19 protein-coding genes are annotated in these 19,621 nt (G+C 67.6%); 14 read left to right on the forward strand and 5 right to left on the reverse strand.

Annotated elements, in window-relative coordinates; genetic code table 11:
* Positions 1-35: 35 nt before the first annotated feature.
* From ACVWYO_RS14720 to ACVWYO_RS14730, 3 genes are all read left to right on the forward strand, one after another.
* Positions 36-1,439 carry an NAD(P)H-dependent flavin oxidoreductase gene (locus ACVWYO_RS14720; protein WP_457352014.1) on the forward strand — a complete coding sequence of 468 codons (1,404 nt, stop codon included), beginning with the start codon at positions 36-38 and terminating at the stop codon, positions 1,437-1,439.
* A gap of 73 nt (positions 1,440-1,512) precedes the next feature.
* On the forward strand, positions 1,513-2,469 hold the full coding sequence (locus ACVWYO_RS14725) for a polysaccharide deacetylase (RefSeq protein ID WP_457352016.1): 957 nt from the start codon (positions 1,513-1,515) through the stop codon (positions 2,467-2,469).
* 20 nt (positions 2,470-2,489) lie between these two features.
* Entirely contained in the window at positions 2,490-3,386 is an 897-nt protein-coding gene (locus ACVWYO_RS14730) for a GNAT family N-acetyltransferase (RefSeq protein ID WP_457352018.1), read from the forward strand.
* Here ACVWYO_RS14730 and ACVWYO_RS14735 read toward each other — a convergent pair.
* Entirely contained in the window at positions 3,383-4,408 is a 1,026-nt protein-coding gene (locus tag ACVWYO_RS14735) for a bile acid:sodium symporter family protein (RefSeq protein WP_457352020.1), read from the reverse strand. The genes ACVWYO_RS14730 and ACVWYO_RS14735 overlap by 4 nt on opposite strands.
* 96 nt (positions 4,409-4,504) lie before the next feature.
* On the opposite strand from ACVWYO_RS14735, the gene ACVWYO_RS14740 reads away from it, so the two are divergent.
* The 5 genes from ACVWYO_RS14740 (at position 4,505) to ACVWYO_RS14760 (ending at position 8,826) form a co-directional block, all read left to right on the forward strand.
* Positions 4,505-5,359, forward strand: a complete 855-nt coding sequence (locus tag ACVWYO_RS14740; protein WP_457352023.1) for a LysR family transcriptional regulator — start codon at positions 4,505-4,507, stop codon at positions 5,357-5,359.
* 94 nt (positions 5,360-5,453) lie between these two features.
* The gene (locus ACVWYO_RS14745; RefSeq protein WP_457352025.1) at positions 5,454-5,897 is read left to right on the forward strand and encodes a hypothetical protein; all 444 of its coding nucleotides are present in this window, start codon (positions 5,454-5,456) and stop codon (positions 5,895-5,897) included.
* A 106-nt stretch (positions 5,898-6,003) separates the two neighbouring features.
* Positions 6,004-6,630: a DNA repair protein RecO gene (gene recO, locus ACVWYO_RS14750; RefSeq protein ID WP_457352027.1), complete on the forward strand. Its 627-nt coding sequence runs from the start codon at positions 6,004-6,006 to the stop codon at positions 6,628-6,630.
* A 46-nt stretch (positions 6,631-6,676) separates the two neighbouring features.
* Positions 6,677-7,729: a 3-isopropylmalate dehydrogenase gene (gene leuB / locus ACVWYO_RS14755; protein WP_457352029.1), complete on the forward strand. Its 1,053-nt coding sequence runs from the start codon at positions 6,677-6,679 to the stop codon at positions 7,727-7,729.
* Complete coding sequence (locus ACVWYO_RS14760) at positions 7,726-8,826, forward strand: glycosyltransferase family 2 protein (RefSeq protein ID WP_457352031.1); 1,101 nt, start codon at positions 7,726-7,728, stop codon at positions 8,824-8,826. The genes leuB and ACVWYO_RS14760 overlap by 4 nt, the downstream gene beginning before the upstream one ends.
* 280 nt (positions 8,827-9,106) lie before the next feature.
* On the opposite strand, the gene ACVWYO_RS14765 is transcribed toward ACVWYO_RS14760, so the two are convergent.
* Positions 9,107-10,315: a carbohydrate porin gene (locus ACVWYO_RS14765; RefSeq protein WP_457352033.1), complete on the reverse strand. Its 1,209-nt coding sequence runs from the start codon at positions 10,313-10,315 to the stop codon at positions 9,107-9,109.
* A 72-nt stretch (positions 10,316-10,387) separates the two neighbouring features.
* On the opposite strand from ACVWYO_RS14765, the gene ACVWYO_RS14770 reads away from it, so the two are divergent.
* The gene (locus ACVWYO_RS14770) at positions 10,388-12,280 is read left to right on the forward strand and encodes a methyl-accepting chemotaxis protein (protein WP_457352035.1); all 1,893 of its coding nucleotides are present in this window, start codon (positions 10,388-10,390) and stop codon (positions 12,278-12,280) included.
* A 29-nt stretch (positions 12,281-12,309) separates the two neighbouring features.
* Here ACVWYO_RS14770 and ACVWYO_RS14775 read toward each other — a convergent pair whose 3' ends face one another.
* Positions 12,310-13,644 (reverse strand): phospholipid carrier-dependent glycosyltransferase, encoded by a 1,335-nt coding sequence (locus tag ACVWYO_RS14775; protein WP_457355007.1) that lies wholly within the window; start codon positions 13,642-13,644, stop codon positions 12,310-12,312.
* A 66-nt stretch (positions 13,645-13,710) separates the two neighbouring features.
* Here ACVWYO_RS14775 and ACVWYO_RS14780 point away from each other — a divergent pair, with 66 nt between their 5' ends.
* From ACVWYO_RS14780 to ACVWYO_RS14800, 5 genes are read left to right on the forward strand one after another with little or no spacing between them, the layout of a single operon-like run.
* Positions 13,711-14,916 carry a trans-sulfuration enzyme family protein gene (locus ACVWYO_RS14780; protein WP_457352037.1) on the forward strand — a complete coding sequence of 402 codons (1,206 nt, stop codon included), beginning with the start codon at positions 13,711-13,713 and terminating at the stop codon, positions 14,914-14,916.
* On the forward strand, positions 14,913-15,311 hold the full coding sequence (apaG, locus tag ACVWYO_RS14785; RefSeq protein ID WP_457352039.1) for a Co2+/Mg2+ efflux protein ApaG: 399 nt from the start codon (positions 14,913-14,915) through the stop codon (positions 15,309-15,311). Before ACVWYO_RS14780 ends, apaG begins: the two co-directional genes overlap by 4 nt.
* Positions 15,312-15,357: 46 nt before the next feature.
* Complete coding sequence (locus ACVWYO_RS14790; RefSeq protein ID WP_457352041.1) at positions 15,358-16,149, forward strand: LysR family transcriptional regulator; 792 nt, start codon at positions 15,358-15,360, stop codon at positions 16,147-16,149.
* Positions 16,146-16,673: a GNAT family N-acetyltransferase gene (locus tag ACVWYO_RS14795; RefSeq protein ID WP_457352043.1), complete on the forward strand. Its 528-nt coding sequence runs from the start codon at positions 16,146-16,148 to the stop codon at positions 16,671-16,673. The genes ACVWYO_RS14790 and ACVWYO_RS14795 overlap by 4 nt, the downstream gene beginning before the upstream one ends.
* The gene (locus ACVWYO_RS14800) at positions 16,670-16,945 is read left to right on the forward strand and encodes a hypothetical protein (RefSeq protein ID WP_457352045.1); all 276 of its coding nucleotides are present in this window, start codon (positions 16,670-16,672) and stop codon (positions 16,943-16,945) included. Before ACVWYO_RS14795 ends, ACVWYO_RS14800 begins: the two co-directional genes overlap by 4 nt.
* Positions 16,946-16,951: 6 nt before the next feature.
* On the opposite strand, the gene ACVWYO_RS14805 is transcribed toward ACVWYO_RS14800, so the two are convergent.
* Together ACVWYO_RS14805 and ACVWYO_RS14810 are read right to left on the reverse strand one after the other, a co-directional pair.
* The gene (locus ACVWYO_RS14805; RefSeq protein ID WP_457352047.1) at positions 16,952-18,142 is read right to left on the reverse strand and encodes a hypothetical protein; all 1,191 of its coding nucleotides are present in this window, start codon (positions 18,140-18,142) and stop codon (positions 16,952-16,954) included.
* A 94-nt stretch (positions 18,143-18,236) separates the two neighbouring features.
* Complete coding sequence (locus tag ACVWYO_RS14810; protein ID WP_457352049.1) at positions 18,237-19,556, reverse strand: serine hydrolase; 1,320 nt, start codon at positions 19,554-19,556, stop codon at positions 18,237-18,239.
* Positions 19,557-19,621 lie beyond the last annotated feature (65 nt).

Raw genomic sequence — 19,621 nt, forward strand, 5'->3', positions numbered from 1 at the left:
ATAACAGAACGTAAGTTAAGTCGGAGGCCGTCACGTTGTTCAAAGGTTTGAAGCCCATCGTCTATGGCGGCCGCGAGGTCTGGCCGCTCGTCGAGGGCGGCAAGGGCGTCGCCGCGACGAATCATGCGAGCGCGGGCGCCTGGGCGGCGGCCGGCGGTATCGGCACGGTGTCGGCGGTCAATGCCGATAGCTATGACCCCGAAGGCAAGATCATACCGCAGGTCTATAAGGCGCTGACGCGGCGCGAGCGCCACGAAGAGCTGATCGAATATGCGATCGAGGGCGCTGTCCAGCAGGTGCGCCGCGCGTTCGACATTGCCGGCGGCAAGGGCGCGATCAACATCAACGTGCTGTGGGAAATGGGCGGCGCCCAGCGGATTCTCCACGGCGTGCTCGAGCGCACGCGCGGGCTGGTCGCGGGCGTGACCTGCGGCGCGGGGATGCCGTACAAGCTGTCCGAGATCGCGGCGTCGTACGAGGTCAGCTACCTCCCGATCGTCAGTTCGGGCCGCGCCTTCCGTGCGCTGTGGAAGCGTGCATACTCGAAGGCGGCCGACTGGCTGTCGGCGGTGGTCTATGAGGATCCGTGGCTTGCTGGCGGGCATAACGGCCTGTCGAACGCCGAAGACCCGCTGATGCCGCAGGACCCGTATCCGCGGGTGAAGGCGTTGCGCGAGACGATGCGCGAGGGCGGGATTTCCGACAGCGTGCCGATCGTGATGGCGGGCGGCGTGTGGTATCTGCGCGACTGGTCGAACTGGATCGACAATCCCGAGCTCGGCACGATCGCCTTCCAGTTCGGCACGCGGCCGCTGCTGACGCAGGAGAGCCCGATTCCCGATGACTGGAAAGCGCGGCTGACCAACATCCAGGAAGGCGAAGTGCTGCTGCATCGCTTCTCGCCGACCGGTTTCTATTCGAGCGCGGTGCTCAATCCGTTCCTGCGTCACCTGCAGGCGCGTTCAGAGCGCCAGATCGCGTTTTCGACGCAGAGCGCTGGCGATCACACCTATCAGCTCGACGTCGGCGTCAAGGGCAAGAACTTCTGGGTCACGCGCAACGACCTGCTGCGCGCGCGCCAGTGGTTCGGCGAGGGCTTCACCGATGCGCTCAAGACGCCCGACAACACGCTCGTCTTCGTCACGCCGATCGACAAGGGCGTGATCCGCAAGGACCAGGCCGATTGCATGGGCTGCCTCAGCCAGTGCGCCTTCTCGTCCTGGTCGGACACCGAGACAAATTCGACTGGCCGGCTTGCTGATCCGCGCAGTTTCTGCATCCAAAAGACTCTGCAGGACATCGCGCATGGCGGCGATGTCGAGCAGAATCTGATGTTTGCCGGGCACGGCGCGTATCAGTTCAAGCGCGATCCGTTCTATTCGAACGGCTTCGTCCCGACCGTCAAGCAGCTGGTCGATCGCATTCTGACCGGGGATTGAGTCCCGGCAGCAACAAAATGCAACGGAGCGACTTTGCCAATTGTTTACGCCCGTCCGGCTATCGCTGGACGGGATGACAACGCCCGTTTTCCTGACGATCGACACCGAGGTGATGTGGCGGCACCACAGCGACGGGCTGGCGAGTGCCGAGATCTTCGCGCGCTCGCTCGAACCCGCCGGGGTCGGCGTCAGCTACAAGCTCGAGATGCTTGCGCAGCATGGATTGAAGGCATGCTTTTTCGTCGATCCGATGCCGGCGATGACCTTCGGGATCGCGCCGCTGCGCGCGATCGTCGGGAAGATCCTCGCGGCGGGGCAGGAGGTGCAGCTCCACCTCCACCCGAACTGGACGAGCGCAGTGTCGGGCGATGGCGGGGCGAGCGCCTCGCGTTTCGAACTCGCCGAATATAGTTTTGCCGAACAGCGCGCGTTGATCGCCGGTGCGACCGATTTGCTCGTCGCGACCGGCGCGCCGCATCCGATCGCGTTTCGTGCCGGGTCGTACAGCGCCAATGACGACACGCTGCGCGCGCTCGCCGAGCTCGGTTTCGCCTATGATGCCAGTCACAATGGCGGCGAGCATCCCTGGCCGAGCGCGATCGATTTGCCCGCACGGCACATCTCGCCGGTAAGCCGCGACGGGCTGATCGAAGTGCCGGTCACGGTGATCGAGGAACGGCCGGGCGCTTTGCGCAATTTCCAGATCTGCGCGCTGTCGGTCGGCGAGATGCGCGCTGCGCTCGACCATGCCGAGATGTCCCGCCACGCCGCGGTGAGCATCGTCAGCCACGGCTTCGAACTCGCCAATCGCGCGGGAACGCGGCCCAATACGGTGCACGTGCGGCGCTTCGAAGCGCTGTGCGCCTTGCTCGCCGAGCGGGCCGAGACGATGCCGACGGTGCGTTTTGCGGATCGCCCCAGGCTCCGGCTTGAGCAGAACGATGTGCCGCTCGGCCCCGATCCGCTGCGCACGCGCTGGCGGCAGGCCGAGCAATTATGGTCGAACATGGTGGCCGAGCGCGTGGCGTGACGCCGCCTGGTGCGGAACCGTTGCCGCTGCGCTTTCAGATCGGTGCGCGGACCTTGGGGGCGATCGAGCGGCGGCTGGTGCGCGTTTCGCTCTCGCTCGACGCGATCGTCGCGGGGGCTCCGTCGACGCTGCCGTCGCTCGGGCGCGGCGATGACGGCTATCGCGTGACCTCGCTCCCCGCCGCGGGGCTCGACGCGCTCCTGGGCAGCGCAGGCGGTATGATCGGCTATGTCCGGCAGCGCTATCCGCGGCATTATGCCGATCTGACGATCGGCTTTGCGGCGTATCAGGCGTCGCTGTCGGGCAACACCCGCTCGGGGCTCAAGCGCAAGACGAAGCGCGTGATCGACCTTTCGGGTGGCGCTCTCGATGTCCGGCGCTTTCGCACGCCCGCTGAACTCGGCGATTTTCACGCGATCGCGCGGGGGATTTCGCAGCGGACCTATCAGGAGCGCCTGCTCGGCGGCGGCTTGCCCGACGATGCGGCCTTCGTACGCACCATGACCGAGCAGGCGGCCGCAGGGCAGGTGCGCGCCTGGCTGCTCTACGTCGCGGGCGAGCCGGCGGCGTATCTCTATTGCCCGATCGCGGGCGGGACGGTGCGCTACGATCATGTCGGGCACGACCCGGCGTTCAACGATGTGTCCCCCGGCGGCGTGCTGATGCTCGAGGCAATGCGCGACCTGTATGTCGAGCCGGGACTCACGCGGTTCGACTTCACTGAGGGCGACGGTCAGCACAAGCGCAGCTTCGCGACCGATGGCGTGGCGTGCGTCGACGTTCTGCTGCTCCGCCCGACGATCGCCAACCGGGCGACGATCGCCGCGCTTCGCGCCTTCACCCGGGCCGCACAGTCGGCCAAGGGCGCGGTGACGCGGCTCGGGCTCGAGCGGATCGCGCGCAAGCTGCGGCGCTAGCGCACGGCAGCGGCCACCGGAACGATGTCCGCGGGTTCTGGCGAACGGTCCGCGCGGCCGGCATAGCGCCGCGCCAGCATCGCACAGACGAACAGTTGCGCCTGGTGGAACAGCATCAACGGCAACACGATCAGGCCGACGGCATGCCCTGGGAAAAGAATCGCCGCCATCGGAATGCCGCCCGCCATGCTCTTCTTCGAGCCGCAGAAGACGATCGCGATCTCATCCTCGGTCGAAAAGCCGAGGCTGCGGCTGGCGAAGGTCGTGGCGAACAGCACGAACGCCAGCATCGCCAGATCGATTGCGACCAGCGCGGCCAGGTTGAACACCGACAGCTGGTGCCAGATGCCCGCGATCATGCCCGCGCTGAACGCGGCATAAACGACGACCAGCACCGAGCCGCGATCAACGATCGACGTCGGCAGGGGATGGCGCAGCAGCCAAGCGCCGATCCACGGCCGCAGGATCTGGCCGACCACGAACGGCAGCAGGATCTGCGTAGCGATGTCTTCGAGCGCGGAGAGCGAGAAACCGCCGCTCGCCGCCGGCAACAGCTGCGAAACGAGGATCGGGGTGAGCACCACGCCCAATACGTTCGACAGCGACGCCGCGCACAGCGCACCCGGAACGTTCCCGCGCGCGATCGAGGTGAAGGCGATCGACGACTGCACGGTCGACGGCAGCAGGCACAGGAACATCAGGCCGGTCAGCACGTCGCCCGGGACATGCCCGCGCAGCAGCAGCGTGACGACCACACCGAGGATCGGGAACAGCATGTACGTGCTGACGAAGATCAGCGCCTGCAAGCGCCAGTGCGATAGCCCCCGCCAGATCGCAGCGGGCGCGAGGCGGGCACCATAGAGGAAGAACAGCAAGGCGACCGCGAAGACGACCAGATGCGCGACCCAGTCCGCCGCCGCGCCGCGCGCCGGAAACAACGCTGCGAGCGCGACCGTCGCGATCAGCAACAGCAAATAGCGATCGATCCGCAGCAGGATCGCGCTGATTCTCGAAAGGGGCATGATCGGCGTCCTTATTGGCTGGCTACGATGTACGGGCTGACCGGCGACCGACAATCCCGATAGCCACGATAACGGTCATCATGTATCGTGATGACCATGGACCGTATTCCCGTCGATCTGCTCGAAGCGTTCGTCGCGGTCGTGGAGGCGGGCAGCTTCACCGGCGCGGCGCGAATGCTCGGAGTTCGGCAGTCGACCGTCAGCCAGAAGATCGCGCGTCTCGAAGCAGCGGCGCGGCGGCGGCTGCTCGACCGCGACACACATAGCCTGGCGCTTACCGTTCAGGGCGAACGCTTGCTCGAACAGGCGCGCAGCGTGATCGAGGCGCATCTGCGGCTCGAGCGCAGCCTCGCCGACACGCCGCTGCGTGGCCGGTTGCGGCTCGGCGCGTCGGAAGACTTCGTGCTGTCGGCGCTGCCGGATGTCCTCGCCACCTTCGCGCGCCGCCATCCCGAGGTCGATCTCGAACTGCGCGCCGGGCTGAGCGAGGATCTGTACGGCGAATTCGATGCGGGGCGGCTCGACGTGATCTTCGTCAAGCAACGCCAGGGCGACCGGCGCGGGACGCTGGTGTGGCGCGAGGCGATCCGCTGGGTTGGGCAGGGCGATCTGCGGATCGACCCGAGCGAACCCTTGCCGCTGTTGCTCTATCCGCCGCCCAGCGTGACGCGCGCCCGTGCGCTCGAAACGCTCGATGCGGCCGACCGGCACTGGCGCGTCGCCTTCACCAGCGCGAGTCTCACCGGGCTGACCGCGGCGGCGCGCGCGGGGCTCGGCGTGATGCCGCATTCGGCGCGGCTGATGCCGGCCGGGCTCGCGGTGCTCGATCCCGATCCGGGGCTGCCGCCGCTCCCGGAAATGGCGTTCGTCATCCTCGGGCCCGGCGGCCATCAGCCGGTCGCGGATGCGCTGATCGCCGCGGTGCTGCACTGGGCGGCGATTGCGCGGTGACGGAGCTGGCCGACGATGCTCGCCGACGTGACACCGCTCTAACGTATCTGCGCATCGAAGCTCTGACGTTCGCCGCCCGCACCGGGAGCGAAGCATGCTTTTCGAAGCCCTTATGGCCGTCGCCGCCCTGGTCGTGCCGCAGACGCAAGCGCAAAGAGCCGCGCCCGTCACCGCCGAGGGCATTTTCCGCGAGGGATTGATGCATTGGGCCGACTCGACCACCGATGCGGTGGTCGTGACGGTCATCGACCGAACGACCGGGGCCGCGACCGAGGTTTGCGTCGGAGCCAAAACCTTGGTTTTCGCGGTTGCGGGGGACGGGTGGGTACGCGTTGGCCGCGATAGCGCTCACGCCATCACCGACTGGATACTTGCAAGCAAGGACCACCTTCTCGAAGCCGGCAGCATTGGCGGTCGTCGCCAGTGCGCTTGGACGGCCGGACGTCGAAAAGGAGGTGGCGGCTACATCCGGCGCGGGGTGTACGCGTTCCGAAGCGATCGGCCGGCAATCCTCTTCGTCGGCCAAGTGCGCGACTGACGTCCTTGGGCAAAGGTCCGATCTGGCCTAGGCAGCATCACAGCCAGACGCCTGCCCGGCCACCCCGACCCTCTGGCGAATCCCTCAACCCACGCTACACCGCGGAATGCATCTGCGTGTCGAAGCCTTAATCCTCGCGATCCGTCATCACGGCGAGCACGGCGCGATCGTGCGTGCGCTGACCGCCGAGCATGGGCTCCAGGCGGGTTATGTCCGCGGCGGGCGCTCGACGCGGATCCGGCCGATCCTGCAGCCCGCCAACCGCGTGATCGGCGAATGGCGGTCGCGCACCGACGATCAGCTCGCGAGCCTGACGGTCGAGCTCGTCACCAGCCGTGCGCCGCTGTTCGCCGAGCCGCTGCCCGCGCTCGCGCTCGAATGGGTGACGACGCTCACCGCCGCGGCGTTGCCAGAGGCGCAGCCCTATCCGCGGCTCTATGCCGCGCTCGACGGGACGATCGGGGTGATCGAGGCGGCACCCGCGGCGCGCGGCTGGGCGCTGGCACTCGCGCGCTACGAACTGCTGCTGCTCGCCGAGCTCGGCTATGGGCTGGAGCGCGAAACACTGCCGCCGGCGCTGACGAGTGGGCACGCGGCCGAATGGGACGAAAATTTCGATGCGCTGGCGATGACCGGCGGCGCGCTCGAGGCCTCGATCCTCATCGATCGCCGCGCGGTGACGCTTCCCGCGCGCGCTCGCCTGGTGGATCGGCTGAAAAGGGCGGTTGCGTGACGCGTCGCGGCTCGGCATTGGCGGGGCAATTGAAGGGAACTGCACCTTGGCACTGATCGCGATCCTCGCCGGCGACGGCATCGGCCCCGAAGTCACCACGCAAGCGCGCCGCGTGCTCGACGCCCTGGGGCTCGACCACCAGTTCGAAGACGGCCTGGTCGGCGGCGCCGCCTATCGCGCGCTCGGCCATCCGCTCCCGCCGCAGACGCTCGAGCTGGCGCACCGCGCCGATGCGATCCTGTTCGGCGCGGTCGGCGACCCCGAGATGGACGGGCTCGAACGCACGCTGCGCCCCGAACAGGCGATTCTGGGCTTGCGCAAGGCGCTCGGCCTGTTCGCCAATCTGCGCCCCGCGACGATGTTCCCCGGGCTCGAGAATGCCTCCGCGCTACGCCCCGAAGTCGCGCGCTCGATCGACATGGTGATCGTCCGCGAACTCACCGGCGACGTCTATTTCGGCGACAAGGGCCGCGGCCATACCAAGATGGGCCTGCGCGAAGGCCATGACATGATGCGCTATGACGAGGCCGAGGTCGCGCGCATCGCCCGCGTCGGCTTCGAGATGGCCAAGCGCCGCAAGAAGATCCTGACCTCGGTCGACAAGGCCAACGTGCTCGAAACCTCGCAGCTGTGGCGCGAGATCGTCAACGAGGTCGCGCTCGATTATCCCGAGGTCAAGCTCACCCACATGTATGTCGACAACGCCGCGATGCAGCTGGTGCGCAATCCCGGCGCGTTCGACGTGGTGGTGACGGGCAATCTGTTCGGCGACATCCTGTCCGACCAGGCGAGCATGTGCGTCGGCTCGATCGGGATGCTGCCCTCGGCGTCGCTCAACGAATGGACCGGCACGTGCGGGCTGTACGAGCCGATCCACGGCTCGGCGCCCGACATTGCCGGGCAGGGCAAGGCGAACCCGTGCGCGGCGATCCTGTCGGCGGCGATGCTGCTGCGGCATTCGCTGTCGGACGAAGCGTCGGCACAGCGGATCGAGGCGGCGGTGATCGCGGCGATCGGCAGCGGCGCGCGGACGCCCGATCTCGGCGGCAGCCATTCGACGACGGCGATGGGCGATGCGGTGCTGGCCGCCCTGCAATGATCCCACGCCTCGAGCTCGCGGTCGTCATCCCGACGTTCAACGAGCTGCGCAACGTTCCGCTGCTGATCGCCAAGCTCGACGCGGCGCTCGCGGGGCGCGCGTGGGAGGCGATCTTCGTCGATGACGACAGCCCCGACGGCACCGCGCAGGCGGCGCGCGAGCTTGGTCTGACCGACCCGCGCGTCCGCGTGATCCAGCGCTTCGGGCGGCGCGGCCTGTCCTCGGCGTGCATCGAGGGGATGTGCGCGACCGCCGCGCCGGTGGTGGCGGTGATCGACGGCGACCTCCAGCATGACGAGACGATCCTGCCGGCGATGCTCGACGCGCTCAACGCGGATCCAGCGCTCGACGTGGTGATCGGCTCGCGCTTCGTCGAAGGTGGCGGGACGGGCGATTGGGACCAGGACCGCGTCAACAAATCGGCGCTGGCCACGCGGCTGTCGCGGCGCGTGCTCAAGGCCGATCTCAGCGATCCGATGAGCGGCTTCTTCATGATGCGCACGCAGATCGCGCGCGACCTGATCCCGCATCTCTCCGCGATCGGCTTCAAGATCCTGCTCGACATCATGACCGCGAGCCCGCGGCCGCTGAACTCTCTCGAGCTGCCCTATACCTTCCGCCTGCGCACCGAGGGCGAGAGCAAGCTCGATTATGTCGTCGCGATGGAATTCCTGATCGCCATCTATGATCGGCTGTTCGGCCGGATCGTGCCGGTGCGCTTCGTGATGTTTTCGGGCATCGGGGCGCTCGGTGCACTGGTGCATCTCACGGTACTCTACGCGCTGTTCCGCAAGGAAGCGGTCAATTTCGTCGGCGCGACGATCATCGCGACTGTCGTGGCGATGACTTTCAACTTCTTCCTCAACAACGCGCTTACCTATCGCGAGCGGCGGCTCAAGGGCACGCGCGCGCTGTTCGACGGGTGGATCTCGTTCTGCTTGGTGTGCGGCATCGGCGCGGCGGCGAATGTCGGCGTGGCGTCGTTCCTGTACGAGATGGAGCACGGCACCTGGGCGATATCGGCAATGGCGGGGCTGATGGTCGCGGCGGTGTGGAATTACGCGCTGTCGTCGCGGTTCGTGTGGGGGCGGTACTAAGCGGGTACGCCTCCGCACACTGGCCGCGCGCCCCTCGCTGCGATCAGATCGCCGCGAAAGTCTCAACGCCTAGATAGTCGGTCAAGATGCAGACGGAGACCCCGTCTCTGAGCGGTGCGTTGCACACAGTCCTCGTTGGACACCAATTTCGGGGCATCGGATCCGGTCGATGCCGCCGACCTGACCGTCACCTATTGAGCGCTCGACCCCGCTCGAAAACCGTCCGCCCTGCACGCCGTCGGTGGTACCCGCCGCGCTACCATGTCGCTTTCCGCGGCCGTCACCGGCGCGCGAACGCCGCGATGATCCGCAACCCGAAAACCAGCGTGCCGCGCGCGGTGCCCGAGCCATGGGCCCGGCGGATATATTGCACGTCGGGCTGGACCGACAGGAAGGGTGTCACGCGGTCCTGATAGGTCAGTTCGAGTCCGGTTTCGCCCGCGCCCGGACGATCGCCCGCGTCGCGCAACTGCGCCCTCATGCCCGAGGACAGCAGCGCGTGAGCCACGCCAAGGGAGAGTTGCCCGTCGGGCCGCCCCCGGATGATCCCGTGCGCGAGCAGACCTGCCTGGAACCCGCCGCGGAACGGCGTCGTCGCACCGTCGGACAGGCCGGCCCGCACGAACATCGAGAGGCCCCGCGTGTCGTTCCTCACGAGGCGCTGATCGAGCAGGACATAGGCACCGCGCGCGATCCGGCGGAGCGGGGCGCCGGTCGGATCGACCGCGTACAGATCGTCCTGTCGCCGCGTATATTGCCACAGCCCGAGCGCGAGCTTGCCGCCGCCGCGCGTGCTGCCGCCCTCGGCGATCAGCAACGCGCCTTCGCGCAGCGTCAGATCGACGCCGCCGTCGTCCCCGAGGACGCCGGCGCGCGCATCGACGACGGCGGCGCGCAGATAGGCGGACGGCGTTACCGCGATATTGAGCCGGGCGGTGAGCGCCGTCGACGGGAAGATCGACGGTCCATTCGGGCCGGTCGCCGCGAATTCCGAACCGATCCCGAACGCCGGAGCGATCAACAGTCCGGCGGCGTCGTTCTGGTAGAAATCGGCGTTGAGATCCGACAGGCCGACCAGCAGCGAGAGCCGATCGTTCGCGAAGCCCTGCTCGATCCACGCTTCGTACAGCTTGGTGCGGCCGTCGGCGACTTCGATATTGTCGATGCCCTGCAACGTGCCCGCAAGGTCGTTGATCGCGCGCCCGTGATTGCTCAGCAGGTGGACGTGCATGCGGGCGCCCCGCCAGCCGACCAGACGACTCAAATCGCCCTCGGCGGTCAGCTCGATATTGCCCAGCGCTCCCGCGCCCCGCGTGTCGCCGCCGGCCGCCACGCCGATGACATCGAAGACATAGCGACCGTCGAGCGTGATCGCGCGCGGTGGCGGAGTGGTTTCCGTCGCGGGGGATTGGGCAAGCGCGGGGCCCGTCCAGCCGCCAACCGCAGCGAGAAAGTGCCAGAAAACCAAAGTCCTATAGGCTATCTTCATCATTAATCGCTCGATTGGGGTAGTTCGTCCTATTATAGGATGAATTCCACCTTGGACGGAGTGCGCGGGTCGATGACTTCCTCAACGATGATGCAGGTACGCAGCCAGATGTCGCTCAGCCGAGCGATCCGGCTGTCCGGCGCCGCCTTATTGGCCTTGATGGTCGTGTGCGGTGGCACCGGAATCGGCGCTGCATGGTTGCAATCGAGTGCCTTCGCCCGACAGGATGAAGCGGCATCGCTGCTCGCCAACCACGAATTGGCCGACATGATGCACGATGCCGTCCGCTCCGACATTCTGGCGATCCTGCAGGCGGCGGATCCGCAAAGCGGGCTCAAGCGCAAGGACATCCAGGCCGATTTCGATGACCATGTGAAAGAGCTCCGCAAGGGGATCGCGGCCGATTCGGCGTATCGCGGTTCGGCCGACGTCGAGGCGGTGACATCGCAGCTTGCCGCGCCGATGGAGACCTATGCCAACGCGGCGGCGCGCATCTTCACGGAGTCCGAAAACGATCCAGCGGGGGCGAAGCGCGACCTGCCATCCTTCTTCGTCCAATTCCGCATCCTCGAAACCTCGATGGGCAAGGCATCCGACGCGATCGTCGCGCATGCCCAGCAAACATCCGCCAACGCCAGGATGCTCGGCACCTATGCGATGGTTCTGCTCGTGATCGTCCTGGCGGTCGGGATCGCGGGAACCTTCGCTTTTGTGCGGATGGCGACGAGTCGGGTCGTTCGCCCGATCGAAATCCTCGCCGGTACGATGCGCGAGTTGGGGAGCGGGAACCTCGACGTCGCAGTCGCCGGTGCCGATCGCGGCGACGAACTGGGCGACATGGCCAAGGCGATGCTGGCGTTCCGCGATCAGCTGCAGGCGGCCGAGGCGTCAAAACGCGCGCAAGCGCAGCTCATCGTCGAAAGCCTCGGCACCGCGCTGACCGCGCTGGCCGAGGGCGACCTGACCGCGACGGTCGATGCAGACCTTCAGCACCCGTTCACTGGGCTCAAGGACAATTTCAACAGCGCGGTCGGCACGTTGCGGACGCTGATCGGTTCGGTCGCCGAAAGCGCTGCGACGATCCGGACGGGCTCCGACGAGATCGCGCATGCGAGCGAGGATCTGGCGCGGAGGACCGAGAATACTGCCGCAAGTCTCGAGGAGACGGCGGCGGCGATCGCCCAGATGGACAAGCGCTTGCAGGCGACCGCGAGCGCTGCTGCGCGAACCGTCGATCGCGCCGATGGCGCGATGACGACCGTCGCAAGCGGTCGCGCGGTGACCGACGAGTCGGTCCAGGCGATGATGCGGGTCAGCGAAAGCGCGAAGGGAATCGACGACGTGATCGAGGGGCTCGACAAGATCGCCTTCCAGACGCGCGTCCTCGCGATGAACGCCGCGGTCGAGGCCGGGCGTGCGGGCGATGCCGGGCGCGGCTTCGCGGTCGTTGCCGATCTCGTCTCGGCGCTGGCGATGCGCGCCGAGGAAGAAGCCGGGCATGCGCGCGAACAGCTCACCGCGACCCAGGCCGAAATCGGCACCGCGGTCAGCCGCGTCCAGCAAGTCGACGGCGCGCTGTCGGACATCTCCAACGATGTGGGCGAAGTCCACAAGCTGCTGGCCGACATCGCTGCCGACAATCTGGCGCAGTCGACCAGCGTCACGGAGGTGACCACGGCGGTCAATTCGATGGATCGGGCGACGCAGCAAAATGCCGCGATGGTCGAACAGGCATCGGCCTCGGCCCGAAACCTCGCGTCCGAAGCCGTCGGGCTTGCGCAGCAGACCGCAAAATTCACGATTGGCCGCGCCGGGCACCAGCCCAATCGTGCGCCTGCGGGGCACGCGACCGGGCACGCGACCGGGCGCGCGTCCAAGCCGTCGCGTCCGGCGAGCGCACCGGCGCGAGCCGTGCCGGCGATGGCGGTCTCCGCTGGTGGCGGCGACGACTGGACTTCGTTCTGATGATGCGCGCCGAGCTGGAGACGGGCTGGCTAGACCCAGCTCGGAAACCACGTCCACACCTGGAACGCCTTCGGGCCCCATAACGGCACCGCCGAGAGGATCGGATAAAAGACCGCGAACAGCGCGACCGCGGCGCCGAGCACCGCCATGTCCCACTGCCGCCCCCGGCGGAATTGGTCGAGCGCGACCGCGAGCGCGACGCACAGGAAGATGCTCGGCAGATAGTAATAATAAAAGAAGCCGAGCGACTTGGGGATGACGATCCACACGACATAGCTGCCGATCCACAGCCCCGCCGCCGCCAGCAGGCGCAGATCGCGCGCGCGCGCGCCGCGATACAGGCACGCCGCGACTGCCACGAGCCCGCCCCACAGGATGGCAAGGTTGCCGATCATCAGCACGCCGCGCTGCGCGCCGTCGGTCCGTTCGTAGAGATACCAGATCGGGCGAAGCATCACCGGCCAGCTCCACCAGCGCGACTGATAGGTATGCGGCGGCAGCACCTGCGTTTGCTGCCCGTACATCGTCAGCTGGAAGGGGAGCAGCGTGCGCAGCGTCAGCGGCTCGATCGTGTAGAAGAAGGCGGGCGCGAAGGTCGCGAAATACGTCGCGATGCTCACGACCGCTAGCACGAGGATCGCCGGGATCGCCGCCATGCCCGGCCAGTGGCGGTGCCGCCCGCGCGCGGGTCGCGCGTTGAGCGCGGCGTAGACCGAGCGGCCGGTGCGGTGCGCCTCGGCGAGCCGCACGACGACGAAACCCATCGCGGCATAGGCCACGAACGGGGCTGCGATCCACTTCGCCGCGACAGCCAGGCCGAGCAGCACGCTCCCCACGATCCAGCGCCCCCACGCGCTGTGCGCGGTTTCCGCGCGCATCGCCCAGAACAGGCTGGCGACGCCGAGCAGCGTGAACGCCGCCATGAAGCCGTCGAGCATCGCGATTCGCGCCTGGATGAAGACGGTGAAGTTGAACAGCGCAAACAGCGCACCGAACACGGCGGGACGAACGCGCCCGAGCATCAGCCATACGATCGCGAATACGCCGAGCACCGTCGCGGTGCCGGCGAGCGTCGAGAAGAAGCGCCACCCCAGGCTGTTGTCGCCGAGCAGCAGGATGCCGCCCGCGATGATCTCCTTGGCGAGCAGGGGATGCTCGATGTTGCGCGGCCCCGACAGCGCGATCAGCATCCGCGCGGCGGGGACGTAATGCACCTCGTCGAACATCAGTTTCGACGGGACCGTCAGACGATAGCTGAACAGCATCTGCGCCAGCAAGGCGATCAGCGCGGCTGCGCGATACGGGCTGGTCGCGGCTTTGGGGGAGAGGGCGCTCACCCGCCTTTCTATCCAGCCGAACAGCATGGCTTTCAAGCGCGTAGACGCGCACCCCATTGACGCGCCACCCTCGCCCCCGGCAAAGCAACGCCCATGAAACGTCGCACCGGCCAGGACCAGAGCATCACGCGCCAATGGCGCCCCGCTACGCAAGCCGTGCGCGGCGGCACCGCCCGCAGCGAATGGGGCGAGACGTCCGAGGCGTTGTTCCTCACCTCGGGCTATGCGTACGATTGCGCCGCCGACGCCGCCGCGCGGTTCGCCGGCGAGCAGCAGGGCATGACCTATTCGCGGTTGCAGAACCCGACGGTCGAGATGCTCGAGGGGCGCATCGCCTTGCTCGAGGGGGCGGAAGCCTGCCGCACGATGACGACGGGCATGGCGGCGATGACCGCGGTGCTGCTATGTCAGCTGCAGGCCGGCGACCATGTCGTCGCGGGCCGTGCGGCGTTCGGCTCGTGCCGTTGGCTGGTCGATACGCTGCTCCCGAAGTTCGGCATCGAGACGACCGTCGTCGACGCGCGCGACCCCCAGCAATTCGAGGATGCTGCGAAGCCCAACACAAAGGTGTTCTTCTTCGAAACGCCTGCGAACCCGACGATGGATATCGTTGATCTCAAGGCGGTCTGTGACATCGCGCGCGCGCGCGGCATCACCTCGGTGGTCGACAATGCGTTTGCCACACCCGCGCTCCAGCGACCGATGGAGTTCGGCGCCGACGTCACCGCCTATAGCGCGACCAAGATGATGGACGGGCAGGGGCGCGTGCTTGCGGGTGCGGTGTGCGGGACCGAGGATTTCATCACCAACACGCTGCTGCCCTTCACGCGCAACACCGGCCCGACGCTCAGCGCGTTCAACGCGTGGGTCGTGCTCAAGGGACTCGAGACGCTCGACCTGCGCATCCGCCGGCAGAGCGAGAACAGCCTCAAGGTCGGCGCTTTCCTCGAAGCCCGCGTGCCGCGCATGCTGCACCCCGGCCTCGCCAGCCATCCGCAGCATACTCTCGCAATGTCGCAGATGGAGGCGTGCGGGCCGATCTTCGCGTTCGAAGTGGCCGATCGCAAACAGGCGCACGGGCTGCTCGACGGACTCAACCTCGTCGACATCTCGAACAACATCGGCGATTCGCGCTCGCTGATGACGCACCCGGCGTCGACCACGCATTACGGCGTCGCTGAGGACAAGCGCCTTGAAATGGGGGTGACCGAAGGGCTGTTGCGGCTCAATGTCGGGCTCGAGGATGCGCAGGACGTGATCGACGATCTCGACCAGGCGCTGACGGCGGTCGGCCTGTGAAGGCGCTGTTCCCGTACGTTGCAGAGACGCGCGGCGTGATCGTCCGCGTCGCGGTCAGTTTCCTGCCCGAACAGTCCGAGCCGGCGCGCGGGCGCTGGTTCTGGGCCTATCACATCCGCATCGAGAATGCCGGCGCGCTGGGCGTGCAGCTGCTGACGCGCAACTGGATCATCACCGATGGGCGCGGCGCGCGCCATTCGGTCGAGGGCGAGGGTGTGATCGGCGAACAGCCGATGATCGCACCGGGCGAGAGCTTCGATTACGTCTCGGGCTGCCCGCTCTCGACGCCGACCGGCTCGATGCTGGGCAGCTATCGCATGATCGCCGAGGACGGTTCGGCCTTCGACGTCGATATCCCGAAATTCGCGTTGCTCGCGCCGGCGGTGGGGGCGTGAGGGCGTTCTCATTTCTTCCCTCCGGCAAGCGGGAGGCGCGTAAGACATGAAGCGCACCCACCTCCCGCTCAACGGCCTGCGCGTGCTCGACGCCGCCGCGCGCCACCTGAGCTTCACGCGCGCCGCCGACGAGCTCGCGGTCACCCCCGCCGCGGTCGGGCAGCAGATCCGCGCGCTCGAGGATACGCTCGGCGTCGTGCTGTTCCGCCGTACCACCAAGGGACTGGAGCTGACCCCGGAAGGCGAGGCGGGGCTCGCGCCGCTGCGCCACGGCTTCCTGCAGTTCGAGGAAGCCGTTCGCGCGATGCAGGCAGGTCAGACGAGCAAGTCGCTGACGATCGCCGCGCCGCGTGACCTGACCGAGAAATGGCTGATGCCGCGCCTCGCCGATATCGCGCGCGCCGATGGCGAATTGCGCTTCGTGCTGATCTCGGCCGATGAAACCATCGACTTTACCGAGGCCAATCTCGATCTCGCGATCCGCTGGGGCGATGGCCCGGGCGGGCATGAGGGCGAGGCGATCGCCTCGGCCGGGATGGTGACGGTAGAGCGCGCCGCGGGCGGGGTCGATACGCGGATCGCCTGGCCCGGCTGTATCGACGACGAGTCGTCGTCGCTGGTGCGCGTCGGCGATGCCGGGCTCGCGCTCGATGCCGCGGCACAAGGGCTGGGGCGCGCGACCGTGCCTGAACTGCTCGCCGCCGCCGATCTCGCGAGCGGGCGCGTCGTCGCGCTGGGCGAGGCCAAGGCCTACCGGCTCGGCTATTGGCTCGTCGCGCCGACCCCCCAGTGGCGCCAGAAGAAGGTCAAGACGCTCGTCGCTTCGCTGACGACATGAGCAGCATCCCGGTCCTCGAAACCGCGCGGCTGCGGTTGCGCCAGCGCACCGCGGATGACGCCGACGCGCTGTTTCCCAGCTTCTCCGACCCCGGCCTGATGACCTATTGGTCGCACGGCCCACACGAGTCGGTCGCGCAGACCCGCGCGAAATTTGCCGAGCCGTTCGATGTGTGGCGCGGCTGGGCGATCACCCTGCACGGCGACGATCGCGTGATCGGCTTCGTCGCGGCAGGCGCGAAGCGGCCGGGCGTCTCGGAGATCGGCTATATGCTGGCGCGCGACCAGTGGGGCCGCGGGATCGCGCGCGAGGCGGTGAGCGCAGTGCTCGACCAGGTGTTCCGCGTCGAGCAGCAGCGCCGGGTGTTCGCCGATACCGACCCCGACAACGCGGCCTCCAACGCATTGCTCGAAACGCTCGGCTTCCGGCGCGAGGGGCGCCTGCGCGCCGAGTGGGAAACGCATATCGGGGTCCGCGACACGATCCTGTGGGGACTCCTCGCCAGCGAATGGACCGATCGATGACCAAAGACACGGCCGCTGCACCGCCGCCCGACCTCAACGACCCCGTACAGCGTGCCGCCTACAAGGCCGAGTTGCGCATGGTTGCGCGGCCGATCCGCTGGATGGGCGTCGCGCTCGCCGTCGCGGGCGCGCTGCTCGCAGCGCTGCGCGCGCGCTATTGGCCACAAGTGCCGATGATCCTGCCGCTGTTCCTGCTCGGCGTTGCCGCACTGCATCTCCTTGCGGGCATCATCGTCCGCGCGAAATATCATCAGGCGCGGATGCGGCGGTAGCGCGCGTCAGGAAGCGACCGGCGCGGGATCGCGCGTCAAGTCGAGGACTTCGATCTTGGGGACGGGGCGACGCGCCCGGATCCGCGAACCGGTCTCGAACTCCCACTTCGCGGTATAGGTATAGCGCTCGACCCGCGACGTGCCTGGCCCCGTAGCGTTTGGTGCATACCGCCTGCCCCGGATCGCAGCCACCACGGGTTGCGCCCATTTGCCGGAATATTGTGGGCTCTGGCGGAGCACTTCGGCCTCGTCGACGGTGCCGTCGGACGCGATGCTGAAGCCGATGTCGACCCATTGATCCGCAAAATTGTGGTCGCCTCCCTTCATCGCCTCACCGTCCGGAAATTCGAGATAGGCCAGGAGCGGACGATCGATCGTCGGTGCATAGAGCAGCACCGGCTTGGTCGCCCCGTTCGCAAGCGTGCGATAGGTCGCGACAAGCTGACCCACCGCGCCGGGATCGCCGGCCTTTACCGCGAGCTTTGCCTTGAGCACGGTGGCGGCGGCACCGAACGGCGCGATCGCGGGGTCGGTCGCGGCGCGAACGGCGTCGCACGCTTTCAGCGCCGCTGCATAATAGCCGTCGTTGCGGACGCGCGAGGCGGCGACATAGGCGTTGGCGATGCTGAGCAGCGCCATGCCTTCCGCCCGGCCAAGGTGCAGCTCGTGCGCGCGCCGCGCGACGCTGCGGTAGAGGCCGACCGCATCCTCGAACCGTCCGGTCTTGAAGTACGCGTCCCCCAATTCGATCTTCGCGCCGAGCACACGCCAATCGTCGTCCGGGAAGCCGGCCTTGAGCGTGCTGACCACGTCGAGCGCGCTACCGAAATAGGCGCCATCCTCGCCAAGATGCGCCGCGACGCGCGAATGCGCGCGATAGAGGTCGGACACGGGCTCGGGATAAGTCTTGGCGAAGCGCCGGTTGCGATCGATCGACTTGAGCATCGTCGCGCGCGCATCGCGGTATTGGCCGGCGACGAACTGCGCCTCCGCCACCGCCAGCGTGGCGTCGATGTCCTTGTCGGGCGGGCAATGCTGGTCAAGACACCGCGCCAGCGCAGTGCGCAGATCCTTGAGGGGGGTTCCCGTGACGACGATGTCCCGGCCACCGGTCGAAGGTGCCGGAAGCGGCTGCTGGGCGGGTGCTGCGGCGGTGGTGAGCAGCGCGACCAAGGCAAACGACGTCGTTCGAAACATGGCAACACTCCAGGCTGCTATAGTTGCCGGGAAAGATATGCTTCAAAAGGATATCTGTCGATTCCAAAGTTGTTTGAAGTAATCGACGCCGAGATCACGGGTTTGCCGCAACGAGATCCACCGCCCTGCTCACCAAGGCCACGAAGCGCGCATCGTCCACCGCCGCCGCTGGATTGTTCCAGCTCGCCGCGAGCGCATACCAGACGCCCGCCTTGGACTGCAGCAGCAGCGTCATCTCGATCACGCCCGGCTCCGACCCGCCCTTGTAGCCGACATAGCCCCAGTGCGCCGCCTGGAGCGGGCCGACGCCGGGGTTGATCGCGAGGATTGCGCGCGCCTCGGCACCGGGGCCGGTCTCGGTGTTGCGGCGAATCCAGTCCATCGTTCGGATCAGGTCGGCGGGGCTGGCGAACCATTCGATGTCGAGCATCACGGGCACGCCGCGCCGGAACATCGCCGGATCGATCGCGCTCAGCGGCGTCGCGGCGACCTCCTTCGCAAGCAGCGCGCGGCGGCCGCTTTCGTCGAGCGTCAGCCAGCGCTTGCCGAGCGCGCCATCCGGCGTGCCCTTGAGCTTGAAGACGTCGAGCGTGCTAAGAAAGGGGCGGTTGCGGGCAGCGTCGCGCCAGCCGATCACCGGCAGCATCGCCTCGACCTTCGCGCGGCCGAGCGCGGCGAGCAGGATGTCGGTCGCGCTATTGTCGCTGACCGAGATCATCTTCTGCGCGAGTTCGCGCAGCGTGACCTTGGTGCCCGCCGGCTGCTGCGTATAAAACCCGCCGGGAAGCGGCGCGCCATCGAGCGTGACGAGATCGTCCCACCGCCGTTCGCCCACATTGGTCGCGCGGATCGCCTCCGACAGGATGGCGAGCTTGAACGCCGAGCCGATCGCAAAGTCGGTGTCGGACTTGGCCGCATGCAGCACGCTCGGCGCGCCGTCGCCGAGGCGCGCGAGCGCGAATCCCGCGACCCCCGGCAGCGTGCCGATCGTCGCGACGATCTGGTCGAGCGAGGCCTCGCCCGAGGCCGTGCCAGTGACGAGCAGCCCGACGATGCGATGCGCCGCGCTCGGCTCGACCGTCATCGTCATCGCCACGCTTCCGCGCGCATAGCGGACGTTGAGACTTGCTCTCTGCGGGGTCGCGGCCGTCAGTGACTCGATCGCCAGCGGCGCGCCGAAGGCGTCCGACAATTGCCTGGCGATCGTTCGGATCTTTGCGTCGGGGATTTGCGCGAGGAAGATCGGATCGAACTCCGCCGCAGTGTCGCCGCCGCCGCCAAGGATCCCGAGCAGCGCCTGCGCGCGCGTGCGGAGCGGGTCGCTCGCCACGGCCGCGGCCGTCGGCGGGTTTTGTGCGACGGCAGGCGCGACGAGCCCCAATAGCGAGACGAGCAAAACGACCCTGCAAATCACCGTGCGTCCCCCGTCACCTAGCCTGCATCGCAGCGTATCGCAGTGGTGCGGCGTCCGAAAGCCGC

The sequence above is a fragment of the Sphingomonas sp. UYP23 genome, assembly GCF_054059235.1.

Coding starts and splice junctions, on each gene's coding strand:
- ACVWYO_RS14780 (WP_457352037.1), top strand. CDS start 13,711: ATGAAACGTCGCACCGGCCAGGACCAGAGCATCACGCGCCAATGGCGC.
- ACVWYO_RS14795 (WP_457352043.1), top strand. CDS start 16,146: ATGAGCAGCATCCCGGTCCTCGAAACCGCGCGGCTGCGGTTGCGCCAG.
- ACVWYO_RS14760 (WP_457352031.1), top strand. CDS start 7,726: ATGATCCCACGCCTCGAGCTCGCGGTCGTCATCCCGACGTTCAACGAG.
- ACVWYO_RS14805 (WP_457352047.1), bottom strand. CDS start 18,142: ATGTTTCGAACGACGTCGTTTGCCTTGGTCGCGCTGCTCACCACCGCC.
- recO (WP_457352027.1), top strand. CDS start 6,004: ATGCATCTGCGTGTCGAAGCCTTAATCCTCGCGATCCGTCATCACGGC.
- ACVWYO_RS14725 (WP_457352016.1), top strand. CDS start 1,513: ATGACAACGCCCGTTTTCCTGACGATCGACACCGAGGTGATGTGGCGG.
- ACVWYO_RS14790 (WP_457352041.1), top strand. CDS start 15,358: ATGAAGCGCACCCACCTCCCGCTCAACGGCCTGCGCGTGCTCGACGCC.
- ACVWYO_RS14740 (WP_457352023.1), top strand. CDS start 4,505: ATGGACCGTATTCCCGTCGATCTGCTCGAAGCGTTCGTCGCGGTCGTG.
- ACVWYO_RS14735 (WP_457352020.1), bottom strand. CDS start 4,408: ATGCCCCTTTCGAGAATCAGCGCGATCCTGCTGCGGATCGATCGCTAT.
- ACVWYO_RS14765 (WP_457352033.1), bottom strand. CDS start 10,315: ATGAAGATAGCCTATAGGACTTTGGTTTTCTGGCACTTTCTCGCTGCG.
- ACVWYO_RS14770 (WP_457352035.1), top strand. CDS start 10,388: ATGACTTCCTCAACGATGATGCAGGTACGCAGCCAGATGTCGCTCAGC.
- ACVWYO_RS14775 (WP_457355007.1), bottom strand. CDS start 13,644: ATGCTGTTCGGCTGGATAGAAAGGCGGGTGAGCGCCCTCTCCCCCAAA.
- ACVWYO_RS14745 (WP_457352025.1), top strand. CDS start 5,454: ATGCTTTTCGAAGCCCTTATGGCCGTCGCCGCCCTGGTCGTGCCGCAG.
- ACVWYO_RS14800 (WP_457352045.1), top strand. CDS start 16,670: ATGACCAAAGACACGGCCGCTGCACCGCCGCCCGACCTCAACGACCCC.